Origin of the sequence: Halalkalibaculum sp. DA384, from assembly GCF_043951955.1 — a bacterium.
Lineage (GTDB): Bacteria > Bacteroidota > Rhodothermia > Balneolales > Balneolaceae > JAMQKA01.
In genome coordinates, this window is the sequence record NZ_JBINJE010000005.1 from 13,610 (window position 1) to 40,583 (window position 26,974).

15 protein-coding genes are annotated in these 26,974 nt (G+C 51.4%); 5 read left to right on the top strand and 10 right to left on the bottom strand.

Features of this window, described 5'->3' with window-relative positions; all coding sequences use genetic code 11:
* Window positions 1–276: 276 nt before the first annotated feature.
* Entirely contained in the window at window positions 277–1,380 is a 1,104-nt protein-coding gene (gene wecB / locus ACG2E4_RS04485) for a non-hydrolyzing UDP-N-acetylglucosamine 2-epimerase (RefSeq protein ID WP_395275816.1), read from the bottom strand.
* Window positions 1,381–2,365: 985 nt separating this feature from the next.
* Between wecB and ACG2E4_RS04490 the strand changes: the two genes are divergently transcribed.
* Both ACG2E4_RS04490 and ACG2E4_RS04495 read left to right on the top strand, forming a co-directional pair.
* On the top strand, window positions 2,366–4,306 hold the full coding sequence (locus tag ACG2E4_RS04490) for a PAS domain S-box protein (protein ID WP_395275817.1): 1,941 nt from the start codon (window positions 2,366–2,368) through the stop codon (window positions 4,304–4,306).
* A gap of 385 nt (window positions 4,307–4,691) precedes the next feature.
* Window positions 4,692–5,954, top strand: a complete 1,263-nt coding sequence (locus ACG2E4_RS04495; RefSeq protein ID WP_395275818.1) for a GAF domain-containing sensor histidine kinase — start codon at window positions 4,692–4,694, stop codon at window positions 5,952–5,954.
* Between the two features lie 70 nt (window positions 5,955–6,024).
* Here the strand turns inward: ACG2E4_RS04495 and ACG2E4_RS04500 are convergent, their stop codons facing one another.
* From ACG2E4_RS04500 to ACG2E4_RS04510, 3 genes are read right to left on the bottom strand one after another with little or no spacing between them, the layout of a single operon-like run.
* Window positions 6,025–6,744 (bottom strand): hypothetical protein, encoded by a 720-nt coding sequence (locus tag ACG2E4_RS04500; RefSeq protein ID WP_395275819.1) that lies wholly within the window; start codon window positions 6,742–6,744, stop codon window positions 6,025–6,027.
* A gap of 7 nt (window positions 6,745–6,751) precedes the next feature.
* The gene (locus ACG2E4_RS04505) at window positions 6,752–10,720 is read right to left on the bottom strand and encodes a T9SS type A sorting domain-containing protein (RefSeq protein WP_395275820.1); all 3,969 of its coding nucleotides are present in this window, start codon (window positions 10,718–10,720) and stop codon (window positions 6,752–6,754) included.
* A gap of 9 nt (window positions 10,721–10,729) precedes the next feature.
* Window positions 10,730–11,215 (bottom strand): hypothetical protein, encoded by a 486-nt coding sequence (locus ACG2E4_RS04510; protein WP_395275821.1) that lies wholly within the window; start codon window positions 11,213–11,215, stop codon window positions 10,730–10,732.
* Between the two features lie 523 nt (window positions 11,216–11,738).
* Here ACG2E4_RS04510 and ACG2E4_RS04515 point away from each other — a divergent pair.
* Complete coding sequence (locus tag ACG2E4_RS04515) at window positions 11,739–14,057, top strand: tetratricopeptide repeat protein (protein ID WP_395275822.1); 2,319 nt, start codon at window positions 11,739–11,741, stop codon at window positions 14,055–14,057.
* Between the two features lie 298 nt (window positions 14,058–14,355).
* Window positions 14,356–15,963 (top strand): sensor histidine kinase, encoded by a 1,608-nt coding sequence (locus ACG2E4_RS04520; RefSeq protein WP_395275823.1) that lies wholly within the window; start codon window positions 14,356–14,358, stop codon window positions 15,961–15,963.
* A gap of 315 nt (window positions 15,964–16,278) precedes the next feature.
* Here ACG2E4_RS04520 and ACG2E4_RS04525 read toward each other — a convergent pair whose 3' ends face one another.
* The 5 genes from ACG2E4_RS04525 to ACG2E4_RS04545 form a co-directional block, all read right to left on the bottom strand.
* On the bottom strand, window positions 16,279–17,403 hold the full coding sequence (locus tag ACG2E4_RS04525) for a GNAT family N-acetyltransferase (RefSeq protein WP_395275824.1): 1,125 nt from the start codon (window positions 17,401–17,403) through the stop codon (window positions 16,279–16,281).
* A 227-nt stretch (window positions 17,404–17,630) separates the two neighbouring features.
* Window positions 17,631–20,084 carry an SLBB domain-containing protein gene (locus ACG2E4_RS04530; RefSeq protein ID WP_395275825.1) on the bottom strand — a complete coding sequence of 818 codons (2,454 nt, stop codon included), beginning with the start codon at window positions 20,082–20,084 and terminating at the stop codon, window positions 17,631–17,633.
* A gap of 482 nt (window positions 20,085–20,566) precedes the next feature.
* A complete protein-coding gene (locus ACG2E4_RS04535; protein ID WP_395275826.1) occupies window positions 20,567–22,981 on the bottom strand; it encodes a GumC family protein in 2,415 nt (804 codons plus the stop codon).
* Between the two features lie 196 nt (window positions 22,982–23,177).
* Complete coding sequence (locus ACG2E4_RS04540) at window positions 23,178–23,825, bottom strand: SDR family oxidoreductase (RefSeq protein ID WP_395275827.1); 648 nt, start codon at window positions 23,823–23,825, stop codon at window positions 23,178–23,180.
* Between the two features lie 215 nt (window positions 23,826–24,040).
* Window positions 24,041–25,288, bottom strand: coding sequence for a glycosyltransferase (locus ACG2E4_RS04545; RefSeq protein WP_395275828.1), 1,248 nt, complete (start codon window positions 25,286–25,288; stop codon window positions 24,041–24,043).
* A 341-nt stretch (window positions 25,289–25,629) separates the two neighbouring features.
* Here ACG2E4_RS04545 and trxA point away from each other — a divergent pair, with 341 nt between their 5' ends.
* A complete protein-coding gene (gene trxA, locus ACG2E4_RS04550) occupies window positions 25,630–25,944 on the top strand; it encodes a thioredoxin (protein ID WP_395258311.1) in 315 nt (104 codons plus the stop codon).
* 95 nt (window positions 25,945–26,039) lie between these two features.
* On the opposite strand, the gene ACG2E4_RS04555 is transcribed toward trxA, so the two are convergent.
* A complete protein-coding gene (locus ACG2E4_RS04555; RefSeq protein ID WP_395275829.1) occupies window positions 26,040–26,972 on the bottom strand; it encodes an aldo/keto reductase in 933 nt (310 codons plus the stop codon).
* Between the last annotated feature and the right edge of the window lie 2 nt (window positions 26,973–26,974).

Here is a 26,974-nt window from a genome sequence, read left to right on the forward strand (position 1 = left end):
AACATCTGCTCCTCATTATTATCCGGAATTTTGAGATGTCGTGTTATTAGTGACGTACCAGGTATTTTTGGCAATTCATTCCCTGTGAGCCTACTTTGGCCATAGATAAGATGTGCTTTCCCCTTTGCAAATTAACTGGTACCGACTTTTGCAGAACCTGCGATTTTGTCGGAAGGTGGTTGTACCACCGACCTTATATTACACATAAATCGGGAGTACGACTTCTACCGAATGAGGAAGTGAGGGTTTTCTGGCATCGACACTGCACCGACGGTCTCAGACTTCGTACTCCTGAATCGCCTTCACAATTCGTCCTGCGGTTTTTCCATCCCAGTAGAGCGGTTTGGGACGTTCCCGGCTCCCGGAGGTTCCGTTTTGCAGGTGTTGCCGTATATGTTTGAGAATCTCATCCTTCTCGGTACCCACAAGCGTATTGGTGCCTTCAGTGATCGTAATAGGGCGCTCGGTGTTCGGGCGGGCCGTAAGACAGGGAACACCCAGTGCCGTAGTCTCCTCCTGTATGCCCCCGGAGTCGGTCAACACCAGCCGGGCGTTGTTCATCAGCGCTACATTGTCAAGGTACCCTACCGGCTCCAGCAGGTGCAGCTGACCGATATCGTTCAGGCGCTCCCACAGGTCAAATTCTTCCGCCCGGTTTTTCGAACGGGGATGCACCGGCCACACCATCGGGATGTCGGCGGCAGTCTGTTCCAGGATCTCCACGAAGTTGGACAGCGTCTCCTGCTGGTCCACGTTTGAGGGGCGATGAAGCGTCACCAGTACATATTCCCCTGCTTCGATCCCCAGGTCTCCCAGAATAGTGGATCGCCCCGACTGCTCCCGCATGTTATACAGGGTGTCGATCATAATATTGCCGACAAAGCGGATCTTTTCTTCGGGAATTCCCTCCTTGACCAGGTGCATGTTGCCGTCGATGGAGGGAGTGAGCAACAGATCAGCTATGCTGTCGGTAAGTACGCGGTTGATCTCTTCCGGCATCGAACGGTCGTAGCTGCGCAACCCCGCCTCCACATGGGCCACCCTGATCCCCATCTTGTTGGCCACAATCGTGCAGGCCATCGTCGGGTTTACATCACCGACCACCACGACCCAGTCGGGCTGCTCCTCCTCGAGCACCTTTTCGAACGCCGTCATTACCCGGGCGGTCTGCTCGGCGTGCGTGCCGCTGCCCACCCCCAGGTGATGGTCCGGGGCCGGTATTCCCAATTCGTCAAAAAATATTTTGGACATCTCGTAGTCGTAATGCTGGCCGGTGTGCAGCAGCTGGGCGTCAATCTCTTCATGCTTTTTGAACTCTTCAAGCAAGGGTGCCACTTTCATAAAATTGGGCCGGGCACTGGCCACATTAATAATTCTCATGGGGTAAACTATTGATTTATTTAAACTTGTTAGTGCAGGTTCTTGCAAAACCCTCGCCTCGTCGTTCTCAGGGGTTTTATTCCCGCTAAAGAAAAACTGAAGGTCCTGCCCCCTGTCAAACTGTTGAGGGCATCCACTCTGCATGCGCATAGTGTAACAATTCCTATACAAGGAAACCAATATAGCACCATTTTGCTAACACAGAATTATTCTGTCTTGGAATTTAATCACCAGGAGGAAAGATGGCCAAACGGCCGCACGCAGAACATACAGTATCAGCTGTCGGCATTGTGATGAGACGCTACATGAAACTTGATCGTTCGGGTTTTGACAGTCTCAAGAGGAGAACACTATTTTTACTTAAAAATATTTAACGTTTGCAAAACAGCCACTTAAACCGCATATTTGCCACCTTGAAGGACTTGAGTGCCCCGCCAGCTTCTTATATGCCGGCTTCGCTTTTGTTTTCATATTCATTAAGCGAGGGCTTTGAAAAACTTGGGGTTTTTAGTCGAGGTCAACGCTTGAGCGAATTTGAACCCGGAGCTTATTAGCTGTAAGTGAGGATTTCAACTTCGCGAAAATACCGAGACTGGCCAAAAGAACGGTTTTGCAAAGGTCTCTAAGCAAGAACAGACATCGTTTACAATTTCATCCGCATTAACCGGTCTACTGAAATCGATCAACAGCACGCCCTTCTGGAGGCAGGATAATTCATGGTTTCTACTCCCTATACATCTTATGGAGAACCGCTTCAAATAAAGGCATTCGATCAACCCGAGATTGTGCTCGCGGTGCAGGACCATGAGAACCGCCGGCTCATCCAGCAATTTTTGCCCGATCATTTTTCGGTGGATGTACCGCCCCCCCCCGCATCGGCGAAGGTGATTTTGACCTCTGTATTCTTGATGAACATTCTCTGGAACTCAACCGGGAGGCCCTGGAGGAGCAAAAGCGGGAAGCCGCACCGACCTTTTTACCTATTATGCTGCTGACAAGCCACCATTCCGAGCTCCGAAACGCTTCCTACATATGGGATTTTGTAGATGATGTCCTCTCGATACCGGTACCGGAGGGCGTATTCAATTCGCGCATCAACCTGCTGCTGCAATCAAGAACGTATTCGCTGGCCCTCAAGCGGAAGAACAAGCACCTTCGGGAGCAGAAAGAGCGGTTCCGGCTGATCGCAGAAAATTCTACCGACATGATTAGTCGTCACGCCCCGGACGGTACCTACTTGTACGCCTCCCCCTCCTCCGAGCAGCTCATGGGATATACTCCTGGCGAGCTGGTGGGCAATAACGCCTACGAATACTTCCACCCCGATGATATTCCGGCGGTCGAACAACAACACAAATTTATCTCCCCGCGCGATGAGATCAAGTCGGTGGCCTACCGCATTAAAACCAAAAATGACGGCTACAAGTGGGTGGAAACCACCAGCCGTACCGTCAAAGATCCACAATCAGATCAGCTGGTCGAAATACAGGCAAGCACGCGCGATATTTCCGATCGAAAAGCGTACGAACAACAGCTGGAAGAAGAAAAAGAGTTTGTCAATACGGCCGTAGAGAGTTTACCGGGTATTTTCTATATGCTTGACTCCGACATGAATTTTATAATGTGGAACAAGAACTTTGGTGCCGAACTCGGTTACAGTGATGAGGAGATCAGGCGCAAACACTACCTGGAATATTTCCCGGAAAAAGACCAGGAGCGACTTCAATCTGCGGTAAAAAAGATTTGGACCGAAGGATACGCTGAAATTGAAATTGACGTACTGAGCCGCCAGGACGAGCGGTTCCACTACTTCCTTTCGGCACGTAAGCTGATAAAAAACGGGCAGGAATTTCTTATCGGGTCCGGGGTCGACATCTCGGCGAGAGTGGAAGCGGAAACGAAGCACAGGTTAAGCGAAAAACGGTGGGAGCAGCTGGTCCAGAAAAACCCCGGGCTTGTCATGATATCCAACCGGGATAAAATTATCAGGTTTATCAATCCCGCCGGTACCGAGCTGATGGGGAAAGAAGATCCCCGCAACCTGAAGGGAAACCAATGGACCGACTACCTGAACCTTGAGGACGGGGAGCGGCTGGAAATGCGTATTCAACGGGTTATGGAGGGCCAAGTGCTGGAACCGGCCACCTTTCGAGCCTCTACCTGGAATGGACGCGAACTGTATGTTGAACTGCAGGGAGTATCGATTCAGTACAAGGGGGAAGAGGCGATTCTCACCATTGGCAAAGATGTGACACAGCGCATGAAGTATGAACAGGAACTGGAAAAATCGATCCGTGAAAAGGAAATTTTGCTGCAGGAGATCCACCACCGGGTCAAAAACAACCTCGCAATTATATCCGGGCTGCTTGAGCTGCAGAGCGGAGAGATCGATGACCAGGAAGTGCAGCAAATCCTGGAAAAGAGCAAGCGGCGCATCCACTCCATAGCCAAAGTCCATGAGCTGCTGTACCGGAATGAGGAACTGAACCGTATAGATTTCAAGGCGTATATTTTTGAACTTATCGACACGATGGACCAGCTCACCCACAATCCCAGGCTCGATATCTCGCTGAATTACGAGCTGGAGCCGGTTTTTATGAATATTGACCAGGCGATTCCCTGCGGAATGGTGATCAACGAACTGATTACAAACTCGATCAAGCACGCCTTCCCGGATCGGGAAGAAGGTACGATCACCATCGGACTTTCAGAAAATGACCGCCGGGTGTCCATTACGGTGGCTGACAACGGGACGGGCCTGCCAGATTTTTTCGCTTCCACCCGGCATAAAACGCTAGGCAAAACCATTGTCGAACTGCTGGTCAAGCAGCTGGATGCCGATTTCAACTTCGGAACCGACAACGGTTCCTTTTTTGAGCTCTCGTTTGAAAAAAGGAGATATTCGGGTCCGGCCGGCAAGGTGTAAAACAGTATTGTTAATATTCACACTTTTATACATTTTAACATCTGTTATAAATACAACGAATCCTCGTGCCTCCGTACAGCACTCTTAATACCTGTAATGGCTTTTCAACAACTTCTGATCAGGCTGTGCCAAAAATCCCGGATTTCGGTCTTTCCCGGCCAGAACCCGGATTACAGCGATCACGCCGATCTGTGCAGACAGATCATGGAAAGATATTCCCTGAACTGCCGTGCCGTGCTGTTATGCGGGAGCATCTTCTCTTGCCCGACAACCGGAACGCCCTGCACTCCGTGCAACATGAACACCCCGTTTTGAAGAACCCCTTCCCGGGCTGAACATCACCAACTGGTTAACTGGTCACATTATACAACTCAACTGCATCCCAATGAACAGAAACACCCACGATACCGAACAGGCTCCGACACCGGAAGATGAATTAGCACGCATTCTCGAGCTTACCGACCTCGACCTTGACTATACCGATCTTGAAGACAGCCTGAAAGATCTCAGCAAACTTGCCGCTCATGTAGCCGGAACGGAGATCTCCCTGGTCAACCTTATCGACTCATATACCCAGTGGTCGGTCTCCCATTTCGGCCACCACATTGACCAGACTCCGCGGGAGGAGACAATCTGCCAGTACACCATTTTAGATGACCAGGAACTGGAGGTCCCACACCTGCAGCAGGACAGCCGCTTCAAAGACAAAGAGTTCGTCACCTCCAACCCGGAACTGGATTACTACCTGGGCATCCCGCTCTCCACTCCCGATGGAAACCGGATCGGGGCCCTCTGCGTGCTCGACACGGAGAGCAGGGAGCTGACCCCGGAAAAGATTGAGCTGCTTAAAATTATCTCCAACGAGATCGTTAACCGCCTGCAGTCGATCCATGAAATCAACCAGCTAAAGCAGACGCTGGACAATATTTCAGACCTTCCCAAAAAAGTGCTTCATGATATCAAAGGTCCCGTGGGCGGAATTATCGGGCTGACCGACATCATGAAAGATGAGGTGGAAAAAGAGAACCTGGAAGATATTATTGAGCTGATCGAACTGATCAACAAAGGGGGCAAATCGGTCCTTGAACTTGCCGATGAGCTGCTGAGCGTCGATCCCGGCAACAGTCAAAACGGGGTGCCTGATCCAAAAGATCATGAATTTAACCTGGTTTTGCTCAGGGACAAGCTTAAAAAGCTTTTCACCCCCCAGGCCAAGAGCAAGGGCGTGAACCTGCAGATCACCGTCTCCGGGAAAAACCAGCAGCTCCCTTTTCCCAAACAGAAACTGCTGCAAATTATCGGAAACCTGACTTCCAACGCCATAAAGTTTACGCCTGAAGAGGGCAACGTCGCCGTCAATCTTGATCTTGAAAAACCGGGACAGCCGAAAGCCGATTCTTCGCATCATCTGCTTATCTCGGTTAAAGACACGGGCGTAGGCATGGATCAGGAACAGGTAAAAAAAATCCAGGACCAGGATACAAATATGAAAAGCAGGTCTACCGACGGGACCCGCGGTGAAAAGGGTTATGGATTCGGAATTCAGCTTGTAAAACACCTGGTGCAAACACTTGACGGGCAACTCGAAGTCACCTCGGAGAAAGGAAAAGGATCTGAGATTAAAGTGCTGATCCCAATGAGTTTGTAGGAAAAAGGCGCAATCATTGACCGAAAAGTGGCCGGCAAGTCACCCAGAGCCACCTGCTGTATAACCCGGATTAATTGCCGAGTTCATATTCAATCAGCAGGTGGTCCGCCTCCCCTTTTTCAATAGAGAGCTCACCAGTTTCGATCATATCCACTTCAATGGAAGCGTCTTCGCTCCGCAGCGTCACCGATCCGTTCAGCACCGTCTCATTCAACGTCCAGGAAAAGTGCAGTGAGTCGGTCTGTCCCGGCTGTAGCTGCAGGTTCCAGGTAACAGTCGGGGTCTCTGCGTTGCGGTAGTCCCAAAAAAGGTCCTCATCATGCTGAAAGTAGGCGTGCAGATTTTCCGGCGGCGGTGGTGGGGGTGCGGGGTAATCCTCCTGATCTATTCCGTCGGTGGCGGTGGCGAGCTGACCGAAACGGAGTACATTCAGCGTGTCGGAGGTATCAGCAACGGAAAGATGTACCCGGTACTCCGAGCTGGTGGCCTCGAAATTGGCCACCAGGTCAGTGTCTTCCTCGATAATAAAACTATATGGATTTTCCGATGATGTCCTGTCGCCGCTCCACTCTACAAAACCGTACCCGTTGTATGGAAAAGCCTCTACCCTTGCCGTGTCTCCACTTTGAAATTCAGCAGAGGTAAGCGAAAGAGAGCCCGCCTCCTCCATATTTCTGGTCACATTCAGAACGACGGTTTCGGGTTCTCCTCCGCCGGATCCCCCCACCCCGCACCCCGAGATATTGAGAAGACTGGCGAAAAGGAGAATATGCAACATATATTTTTCCATACCGAAATTACTTGATTAAGGTCATCTTCTGAACTTTCTGGAAATCGCCGGCCCGGATACGTAAAAAATAGGTGCCGCTGGACAGGTTGGAACCGTCGAACGTGACGCGGTATTTTCCGGGATTCTGGACCTGGTTTACCAATGTTTGCACCTTGCGCCCCACCAGGTTATACACCTCCATATTTACCATACCCTTTGCTGCTACCTGGTATTCAATGGTGGTACTGGGATTAAACGGGTTCGGGTAGTTCGGGGAGAGCTCGTTGCTCAACGGCATTTCACCGCCGCCGAGGCCGGTCAGCAGCAGGCGGTCATAGGCGTTCCCGATCGTTACCGATTTACCGGGCACCAGGTCAAAATGCACTTCCTCCCCGTCATTGATTCCCACCAGCCGATACGCTTCACCTTCGGCTGAACCGGCACTAAGCTGAACCTGCACGGGATACGATGAAGCGGAAATTTCAATCTCGGTCTCATTTTGATCGACTATACGGTACCCCTGGCTGGTGCGCACATCCACTACCGGTCGGGGAGATTTCGGGGGCATCAGGTAGTACTGCTTCTCCTCCGGGGAGAGCGAGCTGCGGCTTAGCATCAGCGAACTGGTAACACCGTTTCGTGAAAACAGCAGGGCATCCAGCTTCTCGCGAGGTACAGGGGCGGCTTCAGCTGCCAGCCTTTTACCGGCACTGGCAGCAGTGCTGGTGTCTACCTCCATCAAGATGATTCCCTCCTCCCGGGCGTGGATAAAGTAGCCGCCCGCCGGTGCGATAAATTGCGCATCCTGGTACCCTGTGCCACTATACGCTTTGACCGGGGTTGTACTCAACACTCCGTTGGGGTCCTGTATATCATTGACCGAAATCGTATCACCGATACCGGAAACCAGGTTCCATCCCTGCTGGAGCTGAAACTCCTGCGAGGTAGAAGCGCTTCCAAGATATTCGATAACCGCCGGTTCGGAATGCTTGACCCAGTACCCCCGGCCCTGCTCTACTTCATCGGCGATCTCGTAGACCCCGTCAAAACCGATCAGGTTTACCCCGTTCGGAATAGTCACTCCTTCAGCCGAGTTTAACGGGAACCCCGCCAGCCTCCAGTTTTCATCGATGGGCAGATCTTCCCGGTATGCCGCAACGGGGCGCGACTGCAGGCTTTCATTATTTGACGTATCAACAGCTGTGACAGAATAATAAACTGTGCTCTCTGGTATCCCCTCAATTGTTGTTGAATTGACATCTGCATTTACGCTCTTTAGCAATGTCAAATCCTCAAAGTCACTTCCTTGATATATGTTGTAGCCTGAAATATCCCTTTCAATATTGGCCTGCCATGAAATCTCTACAGCATCGGCAGAGACAGAAGCCTGCAATCCAATAGGCGAGGTGGGAGCTCCGGGGGAAGAAAGATCTCCTTGAAATTCTCCAACATAAATACCCCGTCCATGACTACCAACCGCAACTGTAGCATCAAGATATCGGGAGTTTACATATTCAGTTACAGCATTCCCCAAGTTATCGGGGGATTCTTGCACCCAAGTAGTATTGGTTCCATCAAGTGCTTCTGTTGAAAAAAGGCCAATACTTGTTCCCAAGAAATATTTAATATTTGTTTTCAATGGCATAATCGTTGCACTTCGGATGGACGGTCCCACCTCCGACTGGTTGTCCGAGAGGTTCCCCTCAACGGCGCTCCACGAACTCCCGCCGTCGGTTGTGTGATAAACGCCTGTTATTCCGTAGTTGGACATGACGACGATCGCCTCGTCCGCATCGACGGGGTTGAGTGCAATATCGTGGACATAGGCGCCGCTGGCCGCATTGTCGATTGAAATTTCGGTTATATCAAACGTTCCGCTGGCGTTGGCCGCCCTGAAAACACGCGGCGGACCGGATGAGGAGGAAGCCCCAAAATAGAGGATGTTCATCGGCCGCTGGCTGACCTCCAGGCTCGTAACCTGGTATCCGCCGCCACTCAGCATGTCCAGGTCAATATTTTCCCATCCAAGGCTGGTTCCATCCCCGGTGAAGTCGCCCGATCCAATTTCATCAATGGTGGTATTTATCCATATCCGGGGTGTCCCGCTGTTCACATCCGGGTAGTACATCACAGTCTCATTATTGGGATCAACCGCATACGGGTGGACAAACAGCTGGTTTTGTGCGCCTTCGGGGTTAACAACAGCCGTAGCGGTATAGGTTTCGCCCTGCAGGTCGTAGCGAACAATACGACCCAGCTGAGAGGAGGTGAACATGTGGTTTTCCGTAAAATAGGCGTATGATCCGTCTCCAGTACTGGCATCCTGGGACTCCGAATCCTGGTTCCAGCTCTCATCCACGGTAAAATAGGGCGATCCGTTGTCCTGCGTACCGCCGACGATGGAGGGATTTTCCGGGTCATCGGGCAGGGCCACCGTATAAAACTGCGAGGTTATGTATCCCTCGTTCCGGTCTGACCAGGTGACAGCGCTGTCGGTTACATTTTCCGTCAGGCTGACGCCCCCGTCGTGCCCCGACCACATCCGGTTGTCATCGGCGGGATCAAACGCTATGATATGCTGGTCGGGATGCTGATTTTCATACAGTGAGACGTCGTTTGAGCGGGCGTAGCCCCCGATCCAGTATCTCGTTTTTGTGAGATCGCCCGACCCGTCGGGGCCCGTTGCGAAGCCGTCGGCTGAACGAAACAGGTTAATGCCCCCGACCAACACATAGTCCGGGTCATCGGGCTTTACATGTACCACCATGTTGTATCCCAACTGCGGATCGACGCCCCCCACCGGCTCCCCGAAATCGGGGATATTTGCGGAGCGGTCGTCTGTTGAGAGCGTATCGGTGGCCGCTTCATTCAGGGTAAACCTGTGGAAACTGATGCCCTGGTTATTGCCGCCTCCCTTGTATGAGAACACGTAAAATATGGAGGGATCGGACGGGGCGAACGCGCTTACGCTCCGCAGGTGGATGTTCGGAAATGTATCGGGGGTGATCTCGGTCCAGCTGTCGCCGTCATCCGTTGAAATATGCACGCCGGGTTCCGTTGGTGTTAAGCCCGCTCCATCCGTAGAGAGTACCGCCACAATGGTGCCATCCGGGGCGATATCAAAATCTGAGTACCGGTATTCGCGGCTCTCTCCTTTCACGAGCGTATAATTGGTGCCGTCGGAAGAGCGGAAAATCCCGAACCCGTTGGAAGCAAAGAAGACGGAACCCGTGGCAGGGTTCACCTCAATTTTGCTGATATAGTCAAATGGAGAGTTCCACTGGTTGTTGTCCCCGGTTTCAGCAGCCACCTGGGCCCATGTTTCTCCATTGTCGGTGGAGCGGTAGATGCCGGTCCCGAAATAGGCAGCATCCTGGCTCCGGTCGGAAGCCGAGTTCCCGATAAACTCACCAGAAGCGTAGTACCAGGTGTCGGGGTTATTGGGATCCTGGGTAAGATAGGAAACACTCATATTCTGGCTGGGATCGGTTTTCATCTCCCACGTATCGCCCCCGTCGGTCGACTTCCAGATGCCCCCGGAGACGCCTCCCGCAATAATGATATCGGAGTTTCGCTGGTCGATGCCGAGAGCACGGGTCCGCCCGCCCACATCGCGTGGACCCGCTGAGTTCCAGGCGTACTTCGACCCGTGAGACGACTGGGTCGACATCTTGCTGCGTCCCGAACCACTGTTTTCCCGTTGCGGCAGCAGTCTGGCGAAGCTCAGCTCCCGGGCCCTGATGTTTACAGGAATGCTGTTGGTGGCGGGATCTCTCAGCATCCTGAAAAAATATTCCGCCCGCGCGGCCTTTTTCTCCTGCTTGTTCATGGAATCTTCAATCACGAGGCCGGGACTACTCAGTCCTTTTGCACGTTCGGACTCGCGCTCCTGTCCGGCAGCGGAATTTGTAAGAGATTCGGCACTGTAGATCCATGCAACAACAATCGCCAGGCATGCGACCGCCATCCACGGAAGAATTTGTTTAACTAACTTCATGACGTCTGTTTATTTCAGTTGCTCGAGAACAGTAACAAGGCTCCAGCTGGGGCTGTTGGAATTACCGGTTCCTTCAAATGCCTTCTGGTGGCGAATGATACAGATTAGCTCATCCCGGTCAGCAAAGTCCCCTGGTGCAGCATCGACATTGCTGAAATAGGTGGCGGTATGTATGTTTAACTCGGTTCCTGCTGCCAGCGGGGGTGTGGCCGAACCATAGCCCAGTATCTCCCTTATTTCCGACACCCAGATATCCTGATCCTCATCTCCCGAAATCACCTCTTCTACCTTCAGGCGAACCTGGGCCGTACCGGGAGCTAAATTTTCGGGTGCTTTCAAGTCTGCTTCTCCACTGGAAATTGAGGTTCCCCCACCGGGAGAACTGTCGTTATTTTCAGAACTCTTTTCGGTAGAGCTACAGGCAGCCACCAGTAATATGGCAGCTAACGCGCCGGCAGCGCATCTCAATATTGATGGAAAAAATATTCTTGTCATGTTAAAAAAATGATCCCTGTCAGCTGAATTGGAACTTGTGAAAGGCCTTGCCACCCCGGGCATCCATCATTGAGTACGGGCTGCAATTATCGTATATCGGTAATAATCAAAACACTAAAAATGTGCACGCCCGCACAGCAGAAGATTTGCAGGTCACAAAGCCCACCGAGAACGTAAAACTCTTTTCACTAGGAATTAATAGATTATGTGTAACTTTTGAAAATTTTATTTTGATCTGACTTTCAAGTAACCCGTTTTTTACGGCTAAAGAGGCTTCGCCTTTCGTTGCCCTTCCGATATTCCAGCCAGGAAAATAGTCCCTGCAAGTTCTTTATTATCAGATATTTGTATAAACTGTGTGAGATAATGATAAAAGATGTGACACTTTACACCCGTAACGCCCGTATGAACAGTCAATTCGAAATGTAAAGGAACGGTCCTGATACGAGATTCTGGAGCAAGCAGACCAGGTAACACTGCAGACTTCGGTTGAATAGCGACCGAATCCAACCAGTTAAACAAAATGAATTTCATTGCCATCATACTCTGTGTATCGCTTTTCGGCTTCAGTTCGGCAGTAGCCCAGCCAGGAACGGTAGACAGCCTGGAATCTATTCTTGATGAGGTGAGCGGCAGCGATCGTATCCCCGTGCTGGCCCGGCTGGCCGAGGAGCTTCAGAGAGAGCAGCCCGCCGCTGCGATACGTTACAGCTCGCAAGCCCTGGCCCTGCTGGAACGTTATCCCGACAGAGCGCTGCAGGTGGATGTGCTGTTTAACAAGACGTGGGCCCATTATTCACTAAACGAATATGATTCACTGCTGACGCACGCCCATAAGATCCGGCAGATCGCCCGCGCTACCGGTCGACCGGAATACCGGGTCCGGGCCTTGCTGCTTGCAGCCCGCTTTTACAGGCAGCGTGGAGAGTATGAGCAGGGTATCGCCCGTCTTGACAGCGCCCTCACGCTAAATATTGAGCAGACAAATTTTTTACAGCCCCTCATCCTGAATGAACTGGGATCCATCTGCCGGCGGCAGGGTCGCAGCAAAGAGGCGCTCGAATACCACCAGCAGGCGCTCGAGGTTATGAACCAGCTAAATGATCGTGCGGGCATAGCAACGACGCTTGGGTATATCGGAATCATGCACGATATCATGGCTCATTATGATGAAGCACTTCGAGCTCATCAACAGGCGCTTGAACTACGGGAGGAGCTAAATGATCAGCGTGGAGTGGCGGCTTCGCTGACGAATATCGGCATCATATACCAAAAACTGGCCAACTATGATGATGCCCTGGATTTTTACGAACGGGCCAAGCAGGTGTGGGATCGCATGGGGCTCAAGGCACAACAGGCCGCAACCCTGAACAATATGGGCGCAGTCTATGAACTGCAACGCCTCTATAAAAAAGCACTGGAACATTACCGGGAGGCTTTTACCATCTGGGACGAACTGGATGACCGGTACAGCGTTTCGATTGCGCTCAGTAATATGGGGGCTATCCACATGCACCTGGGGGAATACCGGCCTGCGCTCGAATTTCAACAACGGGCGCTTCAAAACCGGCAGATGATCGGGGATCAGTATGGCAGTGCGAGTACGCTGCTGGATATTGCGGAGGTGTACCACAAACGAGGGATGCCGGACTCCGCCCTGGTCGCCGCCCGGCAAAGCCTGGCACTGGCGGAAGAGACGGGAAGCTGGTCGCTGCTCCGCGACATACACGAAATGCTTTTCACCATTTTTGAAGCGCAGCAGGAATATGAACAGGCCCTCTCCCACTTCCGGAGCTTCAAAACAGCGGAGGATTCGATCTTTAACTCGGAACGCCAGTCGGTGATCGCCGAGTTGCAGGAACAGTACCGCACCCGCGAACAGCAGCAGCGTATTGAGCTACTTCAACAGACGCAGGAGGTGCAGTCCCTCTGGCTGGGTATCCTGGTCGGCGGGGTCATCCTGGTAACTTCCATACTGGGCCTACTCTACAACCGCTACAAGCTCAGGCAGCGCGCCCACGAAGCGCTGGAACAACTTCACAAAACTGAAATCGAGAAAGCAGAACTGCGGACCAAAGCCGCCGAGGCGATCTCAAACTATTTCCAGGCCGAAAACGAGCGAAAGACCCAGGAGCTGGAAGCGGCCCGCGAACTGCAACTTTCGCTCCTTCCCTCCGAGGTTCCGCAGCCAGCCACAGCCGAGATATCAGCGTTTATGCAGACCGCCGCCGAGGTGGGCGGCGACTACTACGACTTTTTTCCTTCTGGTGATGAAAGCCTCACGATTGTCCTGGGCGATGCAACCGGTCACGGCACCAAGGCGGGGACGCTGGTAACGGCTACCAAAAGCCTGCTGAACCTGCTGGCCCGGGAGGAGAACCTGGTTACCATCCTGCAACGCACTTCCCACGGACTCAAAAAAATGAACTTCCGCAAGCTGTATATGGCAATGGCCCTGGTTCGCCTGAAAGACCACACCATTGAACTGGCAGGGGCGGGCATTCCACCGGCTCTTCTATATCGTGCAAATACCCGAAAAGTGGAACAGATACCGCTGAAGGGAATGCCGCTGGCCGGCGTCCCGGAATATCCCTATCGACAGACAACCATTACTGTTGAGGAAGGGGATGCGCTGCTTCTGGCCACCGACGGACTCCCCGAGCTCACCAATGAAGAAGGGCTCATGTTTGGCTACGAACGCATGCCCCGGATACTGATGAAGTGTGCTGAAGAAAGTCCCGAACAGATCATTCACCGCTACAGGGAGGAAGCGAAACGGTGGCTGAATGGGACTCCCCAGCAGGATGACTTCACGTTTATCGCACTCAAGATCAAAGGGTGATTTTTTTTCGGAATCAGCGGTGGATGGCGAATGTTTTTTACAAGTTGTAAATTCGCTTTGGGCATTTATTTTTCGGCGATGGTTGTATCTTTCATGGACAACATTGAAGTTGAAACAGTCCTTCATCCTGTTCAAACTGTATTTTATTTCACTTTCGGCTATATGTTGTACCTGGTATATTTTTTCTCAGGCAGCAACCCACCTATTTTTTTATTAATAAATATTAGAGTTTTTTAATAAAAAATAGTATTCTTTAAACGGGACAACAAAACCAACAATCATATCCAATTCCACAACCTTGAGTGCAAGAGAACATCAGGCAGGTTCTGACCATTACACCTGGCAGCCGGTACCACTCGATTTTTTATTATCGAGCTACTCAGCCTTTAATTTTCGTGTGCTTGCCATTTTAAGTACATGGACTTTGTGCATCGCTTTTACGCTCGCAGCCACCATCTACCTGCTGCCGGAGAACCGGATGGTGATCGGCACAGAAAGTACGGAGGTGATAAAATTTTTCCTCTTCAATCCCGCCCTCATACTCGGGCTTCTACTCTTTTTCTGGTTTGGCTTTGAATGGGGATTCATCCCGGTGTTTCTCAGCTCATTTATCATTGCATTCCACTCGAGCATGGCGTGGGGGTGGGCCCTGCTGTTCGGCATCTCTTTTGTGCTGGGCATGTCGATCATGGCGATGGCATATCAAAGTTTCAAGATCTCCTACAGCCTGCGGAGTTTGAAGAGCATCGCTTTTTTTATCTCCATCTCATTTATCGCATCGATCGGCAGCTCGCTGGGAGCGTTCATCTGGAGCCTTTCGCATCATTTAAGCGCCCTGGACACGCTCATCGTCTGGAAAGGATGGTGGAGCGGCAGCTTCCTGCAATCCGCTCTTTTTATCGGTCCCCTGCTCTTCTTTTTTACTCCTGTTGCAGAGCACCTCAAGCATCGGTGGCTCAAGATCCCGGAGCAACAGCCGATCTCGCTACGATGGGTGTATGGTGCGGTCATCTCGGTCACAATTGTGCTGGTCATTTTCATTTTGTCCGGTAAAATTCTCGGGGAACTGCGGGTCCAGGAGGTCATGACCGGGGCACAGCGTATCACCCTGACTTCGGTCATGGGAGCGCTGGAGTCTTTTGAAATAATCTCCTGGATATCGATGGGACTCATCATCGTCACCGGCTACGGGGCAATTTATCTTATCAGCGGGTGGAATCGAAAACTGAACAGGGAGGTCAACAAGCGAACAGCCGAACTGAGTGAAAGCCAGGAAAAGCTCAGGAAATCGCTCAATGAAAAGGAATTCCTCCTCAAGGAGATCCATCACCGCGTCAAAAACAACCTGGCGCTGGTAAGCGCGCTGCTTGAACTGCAGGAAATGACCAGCGGTGCCGGTCAAAATCCCGAACTGCTGCAAACCTCACGCTCGCGCATCAAGTCGATGGCCCTGGCCCACGAAGCGCTCTACCAGAATGAGAACTTTTCAGATATCAACATCAGGGATTTTATCGAACGCATCGCAGATCTGACCCATAAATCATTTGCCCCCAAAGATGGCTCCATCCGGCTGCATCTTCATCTTGAGGATGCCCGCCTGAATATGAAGCGCTCAATATCGCTTGGCCTGTTGCTGAATGAAATTATGATCAACGCCTACAAGCACGCGTTCAAAGGGCAGCAGCAGGGAACTATTCTGCTCCAAAGCAAAACAGTAGGTGGAAAAGTACTCCTCGAGATCAGCGACGACGGGGTGGGACTCCCTGAAGATACCGGGATGGACAGTCAAAAATCCCTGGGAATGAGCCTGATAAAAAAACTGGCCAAACAACTCTCCGGCAAGCTGGATATAAGCAGCAGCCAAGAGGGCACCACCTTTCGGCTCAGCTTTGACGAGGAGGACTAGCCTGGATTACCTCACCAAAAAATTTGTTCTTCAGCAAGGCAAAGGGAAAATGCCGCGCAGACGTACCGTTGTACGTTGTGCAGGTGATGTTCCCTTTAACGCAGCTGAAGGGCAATCTCGCAGCGCTTTCCCCCCTGTCAAATAAAAAGGTCGGTAATATAAGGTAAGATACTGCCTGCCATCTGGGTACATGATTTGTGCATACATTATCGTGAAAAATACAGGCCAGCCACTTTTTCCGGTACACGCTTTGTTTGTAAATATTCCAGGGTAGATCTGCTTAACCAGCACGAATACTTTTCTCTGCCTGATCCGTTATTCCAGCTCCCTCCGATAGGTACGGCGCCTTTTGTGGAGCTCGTTCTCGTAGCTGTTCCACAGCGCCTGGATCGCCTTGTTGTCCTCCAGCTCGGGATTGGTCTCCACTTCGGTAATACCGCGCCGGTTAAACATCTCGTTCATCTCTTTAAAAATGATCGAAGTCAGCCCCTTGTTTTGGTATTCCGGCTTGATCCCGATAAGGTAAAAAGCGGCTTTCTGGTGAAAAAAGCGAGCCCGCAACAGGTGAAACCAGCCAAAAGGAAACAGCCTGCCTCCAGCACGCTGCAGTGCCTTTGCAAATGAAGGCATGGTGATGGCAAACGCAACAATCTCTCCGTCGCTGTCGGCCACGCAGTTGATAAAGTCGGGATGCAGATAGCGAAAATATTTCTGTTTGTAGTACGCAACCTGCTCCGGCTGTACAGGCACGAATGTACTCAGGTTGCGGTAGGTATCATTGACGAGCTCAAATATTTTGTCGACATGCTTTAGAATCTCTTTTTTACTTGAGAATCGCACTACCTTCAAATTATATTTTTCCAAAATCAGGCTTGAGAACCGCTTCACTTTGTCGGTGGGACCCTCACCCGGAATTTTTATCTTGAACTCCACCCACTCCTTTTCCCTTTCAAACCCCAGCTGTTCAAAATGCTGCTTGTAGTATGGCAGCCCGTACCAGGTAATCATGGTATTCGGGTGCTCAAAACCCTCGACCAGCATGCCGGCTTTATCCATATTCGAAAATCCCACCGGTCCCTCCATAAATTGGAGCTGGTGGCGGCGGCCCACTTTCTCCACCTCCTGCACCAGGGCCCGCGTCACCTCAATGTCATCAATCGCGTCAAACCAGCCGAATCGAACCTTGGGTTTGTGCTGTTCATTCACTTCCAGCCAGTTTATAATGGCTACTATCCTGCCGGCGGGTCTGCCATCTTTAAAGGCCAAAAAAAAGTGCGCATCTGCATTTTTGAATACCGGGTTTTTACTCTGGTCAAACGTCTCCAGCTCTTCCTTGATGATTGGCGGGACCCAGTACGGATTATCTTCAAAAAGCGAAAAGGGAAATTCAACAAATGCTTTCAGCCCGGAGGTGGTCTTCATCTCTTTGATTTCGATCATGAGTACAGATTCTCCATCCAAAAATTGACTGCTAGCTCTCGTAACCCCGTCATAAACATTCTACAGACCGTTTGTCATTTAATTTTTACGTGTGGTTTGTCATTATGCACCCCGGTTGCAGGTGACCTTGCTGTGCTGTTGCTGCTTGCCCAATGATAACCATTTCTCTCCGCCGTCTGTGAGATTTTGGATAAACGTGCAGCGGCAATGCCAGGTCCGACAGGTTATCAGTTCCGGGTTATCTGGAAGATGGTATTGCTCACGATGGCCGCCATGGAAACGATCGCAGAGAAAATACTGATCCGCTCCTGTGCAGTTAACTGGCGCTGCTGCTCCTTGGGCGGAACGTAGATCGTGGCGCCCGGCCGCACTTTGGGATAATCCCGAAAGAACAAGATGTTGCGGGCGCGATCCACTTCCCCGTTGGCGTAGACGATGTAGGCATCTTTGGGTTTCCCCAGCTCAGAAGCCCCGCCGGCAGCCCGCAGATACTGTTTAAACGACAAATTCTTTTCGTACCGAACACTGATCGGGTACAATACCTCTCCGGCTACCTGCACGGTTTGCAGCTCCTTGGGAATTTCCAGCACATCTCCCGCCTGCAAAATAAGATCGCCCTGTACACCCGGATTTTTCATAATCTCTCCCAGCTGGATTCCCACCCGCGTAGTATTTTGCTGCAGACTGCTGGCATCCTGCAGGCTGTCGGGGATATTCAAAAATGTGGTATCCACCTTCTGCTCCACCTGCCGGGTCAAGTTGGCTCCCTGCGGATAGGCGTACTGGGTGAGTCCGCCGGCCCGTTGAATGAGGTCTGATATACGCATATATTTTTGATCAAGCGTATACTTGCCGGGGAACAGCACCTCCCCTTCAATCGTTACCTCTTCCTGCTCAAAATAGGACGGCGAATTCCTGACAAACACCTTGTCAAACGGTTGAAGCGTAAAGTCCGCTGTCTCCGCATCCAGTTTCAGATCCTCGTCGACACGAAATTGGTGGATTTCGGCAATCTCCCGGGGTACAAACGTGGAGTCTCCCCCGTCTATCCGCCTGGATACCTCAATCCGGTAGGGAGCGGCAGACTCCTTGAAACCGTCGGCCTGAAGAATGACATCCTCGAGCGTCATATTCTCAACATATGGAAATGAACCCGGCTCCTGCACCGCTCCCACCACATTGATGGTATAGTCTTCACGCAGGTCAAAAATGGAGGATATCTGCACGATATCATTTCGCTGCAACCGAATATCGTTCTGCTCCGGATTGTTAAGGACCTCGCGAACACTGAACGGGATCGCCTCGATCGTCAGGTCGGTCTGCTCACGGTATATCAGTCCCCGGTTCATAAACGCATCTTCCCTGATCCCCTCGGCCCGCCGGATCAGGGAATAAACGGTACTGGTGTCCTGCAATTCGTAGTCGCCCGGCCGAAACACGGCACCCTGGATCTCTACCCGGTTCTCGAACCGCTCCAGAACTTTGCCAACCGTAACCTCTGCCCCGTCTCCGGGTCTGAAGTTGCGCTGCCCCGGGTATTCAATATCATCGATCCTTTTCTGGGATTCGGTGTTGCTTACAACCTTGATACGCTTCGTATACGCATTTTCGGAAAATCCCCCGGCAAACGTAATCAAGTCCTGAACGGTCTCCTCCTCTTTCAGCTCAAAAAAACCGGTTCGTTTCGTTTTGCCCTTCAGCTCTACTCGTGAGAGATAGGGATCGATTTTAATTATATCTTGGTCCCTCAGCCGTATGTTATCGCTCTGATCTCCATAAACCAGGAAATCATAGATATCAAGCGTTGCAGCCACGCTGTCGCCCCGAATGACTTCGATCTCCCGGAACGTACCGGTTGAATCGGGTCCCCCTGCCGAATAGAGGGCGTTAAATACCGTGGCCAGCGATGGCAGTGTATACGTGCCCGGAAATCGCGCTTCCCCCAGCACCGTGACATTAATACTGCGAATATTACCCAGCGAAATACGAGCCTGCGTATCAGTAGGTTCTCCTTCAGAGGCTTCCAGGCCGGAATATATTTTGGTAAGTGCGCTCCTGATCCGCTCGCGGGCGTCCTGGATACTCAAACCATTGAGATAAATGGGCCCCAGGTTGGCTACGGTAATGGTACCCTCGGGAGAAACCGTCAGCTGATACGTCTGTTCGGCCGCTCCCCAGATGTCGATCACAATTTCATCTCCCGGTCCCAGCTGGTAATCTTCGGGAGTGGGAATATTCAGTGAGGGTGTGAATGTAATTTTATCACTCCTGAAGAGATTGGCTCCGAATATGCGGGTTTCTATGGTATCCCGCCGCGTGCGCTGTTGTTCTTCTACCTGGGAGGTGTCTGTGGTCACCGTACGGAGTTGCGGGCTGCTCACCTGCCGGGCATCTTCCTGGGAACGCTGCATCCGGATATCGCGCAAGCGACTCACCAGCCTGCTCACCTCGGCGGGTTGCATGCCCCGGGCCAGGGCCATCTGTTCCAGCTGCGAAATCGAGTAGCCCTGGTTCTGGGCACGTTCCCACAGCTGCTGGATCTGCTGGTCGGAAAGATCAGAAGATCGTAAATTCTGAAAATCAACGGACCCGATATCCTGGGCAACGACTCCGCAAACAGCAATAAAAAGAAATGATACTAAAAACAGGCCTACACTGAATAGCTTGTAATTGGCAACCATTAATTATGTATTAGTATTAAGAAATTGAAAGAATTTGTTCAGCAAATACTGTTTACCCCGGTTTCTGACCCAGAAATTTGGCCCCTGGCCGGGCAAAGTTACAATCATAACAACGCGTGCCGGCATACGCTGAATGCTTTTTTACCTTCAACGCCGCCCGCCGGCAACATTCGCCGCCGTTGCCCCTTCAAATTTGAGAGCCCGAACACTTCATCCAAATCGAGTAAAAAAATGCGCCACAGGCATTTTTCCTACTCCGAAAACATCCAGGGTTAACGGGTTCAAAGGTAATAATAATTACTTACAAGTAATACCCGTGATCGGACAATTCATCCCTGAAACTTAATAATCAAGCAGCGATTTTCCCGCTTTTTCAGGAAACGGTCGCACAGGTAAGATCCAGGTAACCCGGCTCCTCACGTGATCAAAACCCGTTTTTTCTTTTGATCTGTGTCCACAACATTGGGTTCATTCACGACGCATCACTCAAGATCGGATGGCCGTTCCCTGTGATACGATTTGTAATCTTCGTAGAGATCCCGATAGTAGTAGGAACCGTAGTAATACTGAGAACCGTAATAGTAGTCGTTGCTCTTCTCATGATCGAACGATGAGAGCACCGAACCGATAATGTGGGCGTTAATCTGGTTGAGGTTGTCGATCGTATGTTTTACTTCCGCCTCATTGGTCTCTCCGAACTTCGTTACCAACAGCACCCCGTCCACCTCTTTTATCAGTGCCGAGGGATCGGTAATAATTCCATAGGGCGCGGAATCCACCAGGACGTAATCGTACTGCTCCTCCAGCCTCTGCACCAGGTTGATGAGCTTTCGACTCTGGTTAATGGCCGACGGGTTGGGCGGTCGTTTGCCGGAGGTCAGAATCGAAAGGTTGGGTACAATCGACTCTTTTATCGCCTCCTCTGAGGTCAAATCATCAAACAGCATCTCTATGATACCGGGCGAACGACTCAGCCCAAACATGTTGTGCAGGTTCGGTCGCCGCAGGTCGGTATCAATCAGCAAAACGTTATATCCCGCCTCGGCCAGCACCACGCCCAGGTTTGAGGCAACCGTGGTTTTTCCCTCTCCCTTGGTGGAACTGGTGATCAGGATAGAACGCATTTTCCGGTCGGGATTTGAGTAGATAATATTGCTTTCCAGGCGCCGAAAAGACTCCGATATGGGGGAAACGGTATCGAGCAGCGTTACCAGGCCAGTATCGATTTTATTGTCGCCGACCTCCACCTTCCGCCTGCCATCATAATGCTCCTTGATGTGGCGATCCATTTTCGGAATAACAGCCAGCAGCGGCGGGCCGAAGCGCCGTAGTTTTTCGAGGCTGTCGATAGTGGTATTAAACGCTTCCCTGACAAAGATATACCCCACGCTCAGGATTCCCCCGAGAATAAACCCGACCAGGATATACAAATTACTGTTGGGTTTAACCGGCAATTCGGAGACATAGCCGGTGTCTATCGGCCGCCCGAGTCCAAACTGGGTTTGTTTCCACAAGGTCATCTCGGAGTACTGCTGCGAGACCGTCACAAAAAGCTCCTCGTTGATCTCGACCTCCCGTTTTAGCCGGGCCAGCCGTATCATATTGTCAGGCAGCCGATCAAAAAACTGTTCATGCTCCTGCAGCTGTTCGTTGATCACTTCCAATTGAGAGTTGTATTGCTCGCGCTGCACCTGCAACTCAATCAGCTTGCTGTTAATGTCGGTCACCGCCTGGGAGATATTGCCGCCGGAATTACCCAGGAAACCCAGATACTCATCGCCCTCATCAATAAGATTTTGGGTTAATTCCCGCACTTTTTTCCTATAAACTTCAATTTTTTCATTAATCTTTTTCAGCTCATCCGGCGGTGTTGCCGCATCGTCTATTCCCGGATTATTGGCAACCAGTTGCATTTTCTCAATTTCCAGTTCTGCAAGCTGGTACTGCAACCGCGTCATGTTGGGCCCTATGGCATCGGCATACTGCTCGGCCAGCCCGGGCTTGATATTGTTGAGCCGCTCCCTGTACTGCTCGATTGCTGAATTTGCCGCCACCAGCTGCACGCGGGTTTCCTGCTTGCGCGATTCCAGGTTGGCGATTGTTGAGATTACCTGCTGGGTCTGTGCATCTACCTGCACAAGTTTATTTTCATTCATAAACTCCTGCAGTCGATTTTCAACGGTTTGGAGAGTATCCTCGATCCGCTCACGTTCGTTTTCCAGGAAATCCACCGCCGAGTTAGCTGCTCTTCGATTTTGGCGGGTGGATACATCCATGTAAATTTGCATGGAAAAGTTAACAATATCGGCCGCTTCCAGCGGAGAAGGACTCTCGTACCCTATTGAAATAACATCGGCCTGTTGATCTGCTTTGGAAAAGGTCAGATTCCTGCTTAAACGCCCGGCTATTACATCCTTGTCGGCCAACGTCGAATCCTCCGGGTAACTGGTAAAAAGGATGGGATACTGGTTCCCGTTTTCCATGAGGCGACGGTTGATCAGGGTGTCGGCCAGTTCAGTAGAGAGCCTGCGCGACTGCAACACCTGCATTTCGTTGGCGATGGTACTCCCCGCTCCTATTCCGTAGGTGCTGGTCAACAAGTTCCCCAGGTCGCTGCCCGCGTACGAATACCGATTTTGCTGCTGCGTAATCAGCATAGAGGCCTCGCTGCGATAGATCGGCGTCTGGTAGTTCGCCACCACACCGGCAAGTATGCTAAACAGGATAACGCAGCCGATGATCAGCCATTTGTTATTCCACAGTATATAAAAAAGCCGTTTGAGATCTATCTCATCCTCATCGTTGCGCTCAGGGGGCTTCCCCCCCTGATACCCGCTCTGGCGGGAGCCGTTGGAAGAAAATTCATTACCATTATTAGGATAATGACTATTTGCCATGAAATTCTTTTTTATTGAATCGGGTGAAGCCTCGAAAATACATATAAAATTACTTTATAACATCCGCTTTTGCCAATTACCCTGACCCCGGGTCGCCGGATTCCCGAACAGACTCTGGAAACCGACGTTTTGCACAGGGCTCCTCTGCTGAAAATTCAGTATACCTTCTTCCATTATACAGCAATTCGCGACCGGTCTATCCCATATTTGCTACTGCCCGTACCGCTTCCGGTATCGGCTGCTCACCCGAAACCAGATCGAGCTGAAGCCCGGCTGTCTCCGGCATTTCCAGCACTTCGGCCAGTACTGCGGCCACATCCGCGCGCGGGATCTCTCCCCGCTCGAGCTGCCGGCCCAGCGACACCCTGCCGCTTCCCGGGTCATCGGTCAGCCGCCCCGGCTTGATGATCGTGTAGTCGAGTCCGCTGTTCCGAAGGGCCTCGTCGGCTTCTTCCTTCGCTTTTAGATAGGTCCGAAAGACCTCATTTCCGCGGGGTCTGTGGGTTCCCATTGCGCTGATCATCACGTACCGGCCAATTCCGTTTTTCTTCGCAGCTTCGATCAATTTTATGGCCCCGTCGCGGTCCACGGTCCACTTGCGCTCAGCGCCACTGCCGGGACCCGCCCCCGCCGCAAACAGGACCGCATCTGCCTGCCCAATCGCATCGGAGATATCTGCCGTCTGCTCTATGTCACAGACCACCGGTTCGGCCCCGGCCACGCGAAGATCATCCGCCTGTTCCTCTTTCCGGATAATGCCGCGCACCTCATGCCCCCTCTCCCGTAAAGCAGGGTGAAGGAGCATCGCAATACTTCCATGTCCGCCAACGATCGTTATCTTCATAAGTATAAATATTTGTCGATTGTCATTGCTATGTTAGCCTGTGGGATGATCCCCAACCGAATTGAGAACACCGTTGTTCCTGCACCGGGTTCATCCCCCGCATCAATTGAAAATCCTCTAATATTTTTTAACAACTTCAATAGTCGATGGTTCCGCTTCCAACAACAGAATATTCCACCGAGCTTTAACCTGCATAAAAAAACACAATTAAACTCTTACATCCTGTTTTTGGCCTCAATCCATTTCGACATATACCGGGTGCTGGCCATTGTGTGATGCATCAGCATGCTCCCCGTAAAATTATGCCGCCGATGTTTTTCCAGGTTCTCCCTTACGTGCTGGATCCGGTCTGTAAAGGCCGGTTCAAACCTGCTCTTTCCAAAACGGGTGTTAACGATTTCCAGGCCGGTTAACTGGGCCTTTTCCCAGGCAGACCGGTTGGTATACAGCCGAACAGCAGCGGCGGCTATCTCCTCCGAACTTTGTGCTACCGCTCCCGGCCACTCCTTTTCTCCGTTGAGGCCTTCGGCCCCTACCGGGGTCGTAACGCTTGGGGTGCCGCACTGCATCGCCTCCACCAGCTTTCCTTTTAGTCCCGCGCCAAATCGCAGCGGGGCGAGGCAAACTTTGGCGCTACGGACCACCGCCCGGGCGTCCGGGGTCCGTCCCTTTATGTGGAATCCCTCTCGGGGTTCATGCAAATCCGTTACCTGCCGGGACGGGTAGGCCCCGTACACATGCAGTACCGCCTTTTTCTGCCTGCTCCTGATGCGAGGCCAGACTTCTGTTTTAAGGAATTGGACAGCGTCCCGGTTCGGCGGGTGACGAAAATTCCCCATCGTAATGTAATGGGCGCGGTCGTCAAAGGTGGGCCATTCCTCGACCTGGGCCTGGTCAATGGGATTCAGCAAAAACGGCAGGTAATGGAGCAGCGATTCATCCACCTGGAAATGGTCTGTCAACAGCTTCATTTCGTATTCAGAGATAATCAGCGAGAGATCACATCTCAGGATACTGGCAATTTCCCGCTTCGCCACCTCATCCTCCAACAAGTCGACTTCGGAAAAAGGCCGGTTTTCAAGTATCGCTCTTCTTCGGGCGCGGCGCAGGCAGTGCAGGTCTTCCGTATCCAGGATTCGGAGGGCACCGGGACAGTGCTCGGCCACCCGCCACCCAAACTGCTCTTCAACCACAAACCGGTCAAACATCACGACGTCCGGTTGCAGATTCTCAAGAAAGGTATCAAAACCGGAACTGTTAATCTCCACCGGCTGAGTGTCAATGCCCCGTTCTTGCAAGTCTGCAGCGTGCTCGCTCTCGGTGGCGGAACTGGCAAAGGTGATTTTCCATCCGTGCTCTTTGAATATGGAGATCAGCTGCATCATCCGGTGGCCAGCAGCCGAAGAGTTGGGCTCGGGCCATACATACCCGACAATGAGCAACCGTGGAATATTTTGTTTCATTATTTGGCAATTTCTGCTTTAGTAAAAATTATTCCAACTATATTATATTCGTCTATAATGATAGAGACCTGTGCATAATCTGCTATTTTGTTGGGAGGTAGTTCTACTACCGACTTTATTGACCTTTAACGGGAGTCCAACTCCCTAAGACCAAGGAATTGAGGGTTTTGCAAAACCCTCTGATAAAAATTAAGTAACCGATCCTAATTTTTTACACATACGTATCGCATATTGTAGGATTTTCACCGTCATGCGGGGCTCGGTTTCAACCGCAGCAGCTTATTCCAAATCATCATACTTTACCACGAAAGAAATATCAATTTTTATTTAACATCGACATTATGGAAACGGATAAAAAAACAACCTCATTCACCGATTTAATCAACAGCGACACCCCGGTCCTGGTTGATTTCCATGCCGACTGGTGCGGTCCCTGCAAGATGATGAAGCCGATCCTCAAGGATCTCAAAAAACGGGTTGGCGATGATGCCATGATCATCAAGGTTGATGTTGATGCGAACCAGCAGGCAGCCATGAAATACCAGGTCCGCAGCGTACCCACCCTGATCCTTTTTAAAAACGGGGAGATAAAATGGAGACAGGCCGGCGTTGTACAGGCCGGTCCTCTGGAAAAAATTATCAACGACCACAAATAAGCTGAGGCAGTTAGTTACCGGGCAACGGCCCTTTTAAAATTACCTATTTTGAGGAGCTTTTCTATTCCATCCAGAGGGCTTTGCAAGTTATTCGCCTACAAATCTTCCATAAAATCTACCATTCTCTCCCGCCCTTCCTCATCCGGCAGTCGCCCGTACCCTGCCCCCATGTTGTCCACCAGGTGTTCCGGATTGGAAGTGCCCGGGATGACACAGGTTACCGCCGGATGGGAAAGAATATATTTGAGAAAGAACTGGCCCCAGCTGTTGATATCATATTCCCTTTCAGCCCAGGTGGGAACCTTCCTGCCGCCTACAGCCCCAAACAGTGACCCGCCCTCGTACGGCTCGTTGACAAGGACCGCCACTCCATGTTCTCGTGCCGTGTTGAGTAGGTTGCGCTCCGCACTGCGGGTTCGAATCGAATAGTTAAACTGCACGAAATCTATATCTTCTGTTTTAACGATCTCTTCCAGGCGGCTGTGTGACGATACGGTATGATGCGTCACCCCGATATACCGAATCCGCCCCTGTTCTCTCCAGTCCTTAAGGGTCAGCAGGTGGGTTTGCCAGTCCAGCAGGTTATGTACCTGCATCAGGTCGATCGTATCCCGGCGCATACGCCGCATCGAGGTCTCCATCTGGCTGATACCCGCCTGCCGGCCGGTAGTCCACACCTTCGTGGCATAGAAGAATTCATCAGCGATTCCAAGATCGGCTGTCAAGTCGCCAATAACCGTTTCCGCACGGCCGTACATCGGAGATGAGTCGATCACCTTGCCTCCCTCTTTGGCCATCAGCCTGAGGACTTCGCGAAGGGGTCTCCGCTCCGATTCTGACTTGCCCACGTCAAACTGGATCCATGTACCCAGACCTACGACCGGTATCTCTTCTCCGGAAGAGGGGATTTTTCTTCTGCGCATGGTGGTTTCCCGGCTAAACAATGGTTGAAAAGGCTGAACCATTAGCCCGATGCCGGTCACTCCCAGGCGCTTTAACAGCTCGCGGCGTGTAATCCTTGATTCCATAA

What these genes read in the sequence shown, in the direction of transcription:
- trxA (WP_395258311.1), top strand. Translation starts at nt 25,630, where the DNA reads ATGGAAACGGATAAAAAAACAACCTCATTCACCGATTTAATCAACAGC.
- ACG2E4_RS04495 (WP_395275818.1), top strand. Translation starts at nt 4,692, where the DNA reads ATGAACAGAAACACCCACGATACCGAACAGGCTCCGACACCGGAAGAT.
- ACG2E4_RS04530 (WP_395275825.1), bottom strand. Translation starts at nt 20,084, where the DNA reads ATGGTTGCCAATTACAAGCTATTCAGTGTAGGCCTGTTTTTAGTATCA.
- ACG2E4_RS04555 (WP_395275829.1), bottom strand. Translation starts at nt 26,972, where the DNA reads ATGGAATCAAGGATTACACGCCGCGAGCTGTTAAAGCGCCTGGGAGTG.
- ACG2E4_RS04490 (WP_395275817.1), top strand. Translation starts at nt 2,366, where the DNA reads ATGCTGCTGACAAGCCACCATTCCGAGCTCCGAAACGCTTCCTACATA.
- ACG2E4_RS04535 (WP_395275826.1), bottom strand. Translation starts at nt 22,981, where the DNA reads ATGGCAAATAGTCATTATCCTAATAATGGTAATGAATTTTCTTCCAAC.
- ACG2E4_RS04540 (WP_395275827.1), bottom strand. Translation starts at nt 23,825, where the DNA reads ATGAAGATAACGATCGTTGGCGGACATGGAAGTATTGCGATGCTCCTT.
- ACG2E4_RS04505 (WP_395275820.1), bottom strand. Translation starts at nt 10,720, where the DNA reads ATGAAGTTAGTTAAACAAATTCTTCCGTGGATGGCGGTCGCATGCCTG.
- wecB (WP_395275816.1), bottom strand. Translation starts at nt 1,380, where the DNA reads ATGAGAATTATTAATGTGGCCAGTGCCCGGCCCAATTTTATGAAAGTG.
- ACG2E4_RS04545 (WP_395275828.1), bottom strand. Translation starts at nt 25,288, where the DNA reads ATGAAACAAAATATTCCACGGTTGCTCATTGTCGGGTATGTATGGCCC.
- ACG2E4_RS04515 (WP_395275822.1), top strand. Translation starts at nt 11,739, where the DNA reads ATGAATTTCATTGCCATCATACTCTGTGTATCGCTTTTCGGCTTCAGT.
- ACG2E4_RS04510 (WP_395275821.1), bottom strand. Translation starts at nt 11,215, where the DNA reads ATGACAAGAATATTTTTTCCATCAATATTGAGATGCGCTGCCGGCGCG.
- ACG2E4_RS04500 (WP_395275819.1), bottom strand. Translation starts at nt 6,744, where the DNA reads ATGGAAAAATATATGTTGCATATTCTCCTTTTCGCCAGTCTTCTCAAT.
- ACG2E4_RS04525 (WP_395275824.1), bottom strand. Translation starts at nt 17,403, where the DNA reads ATGATCGAAATCAAAGAGATGAAGACCACCTCCGGGCTGAAAGCATTT.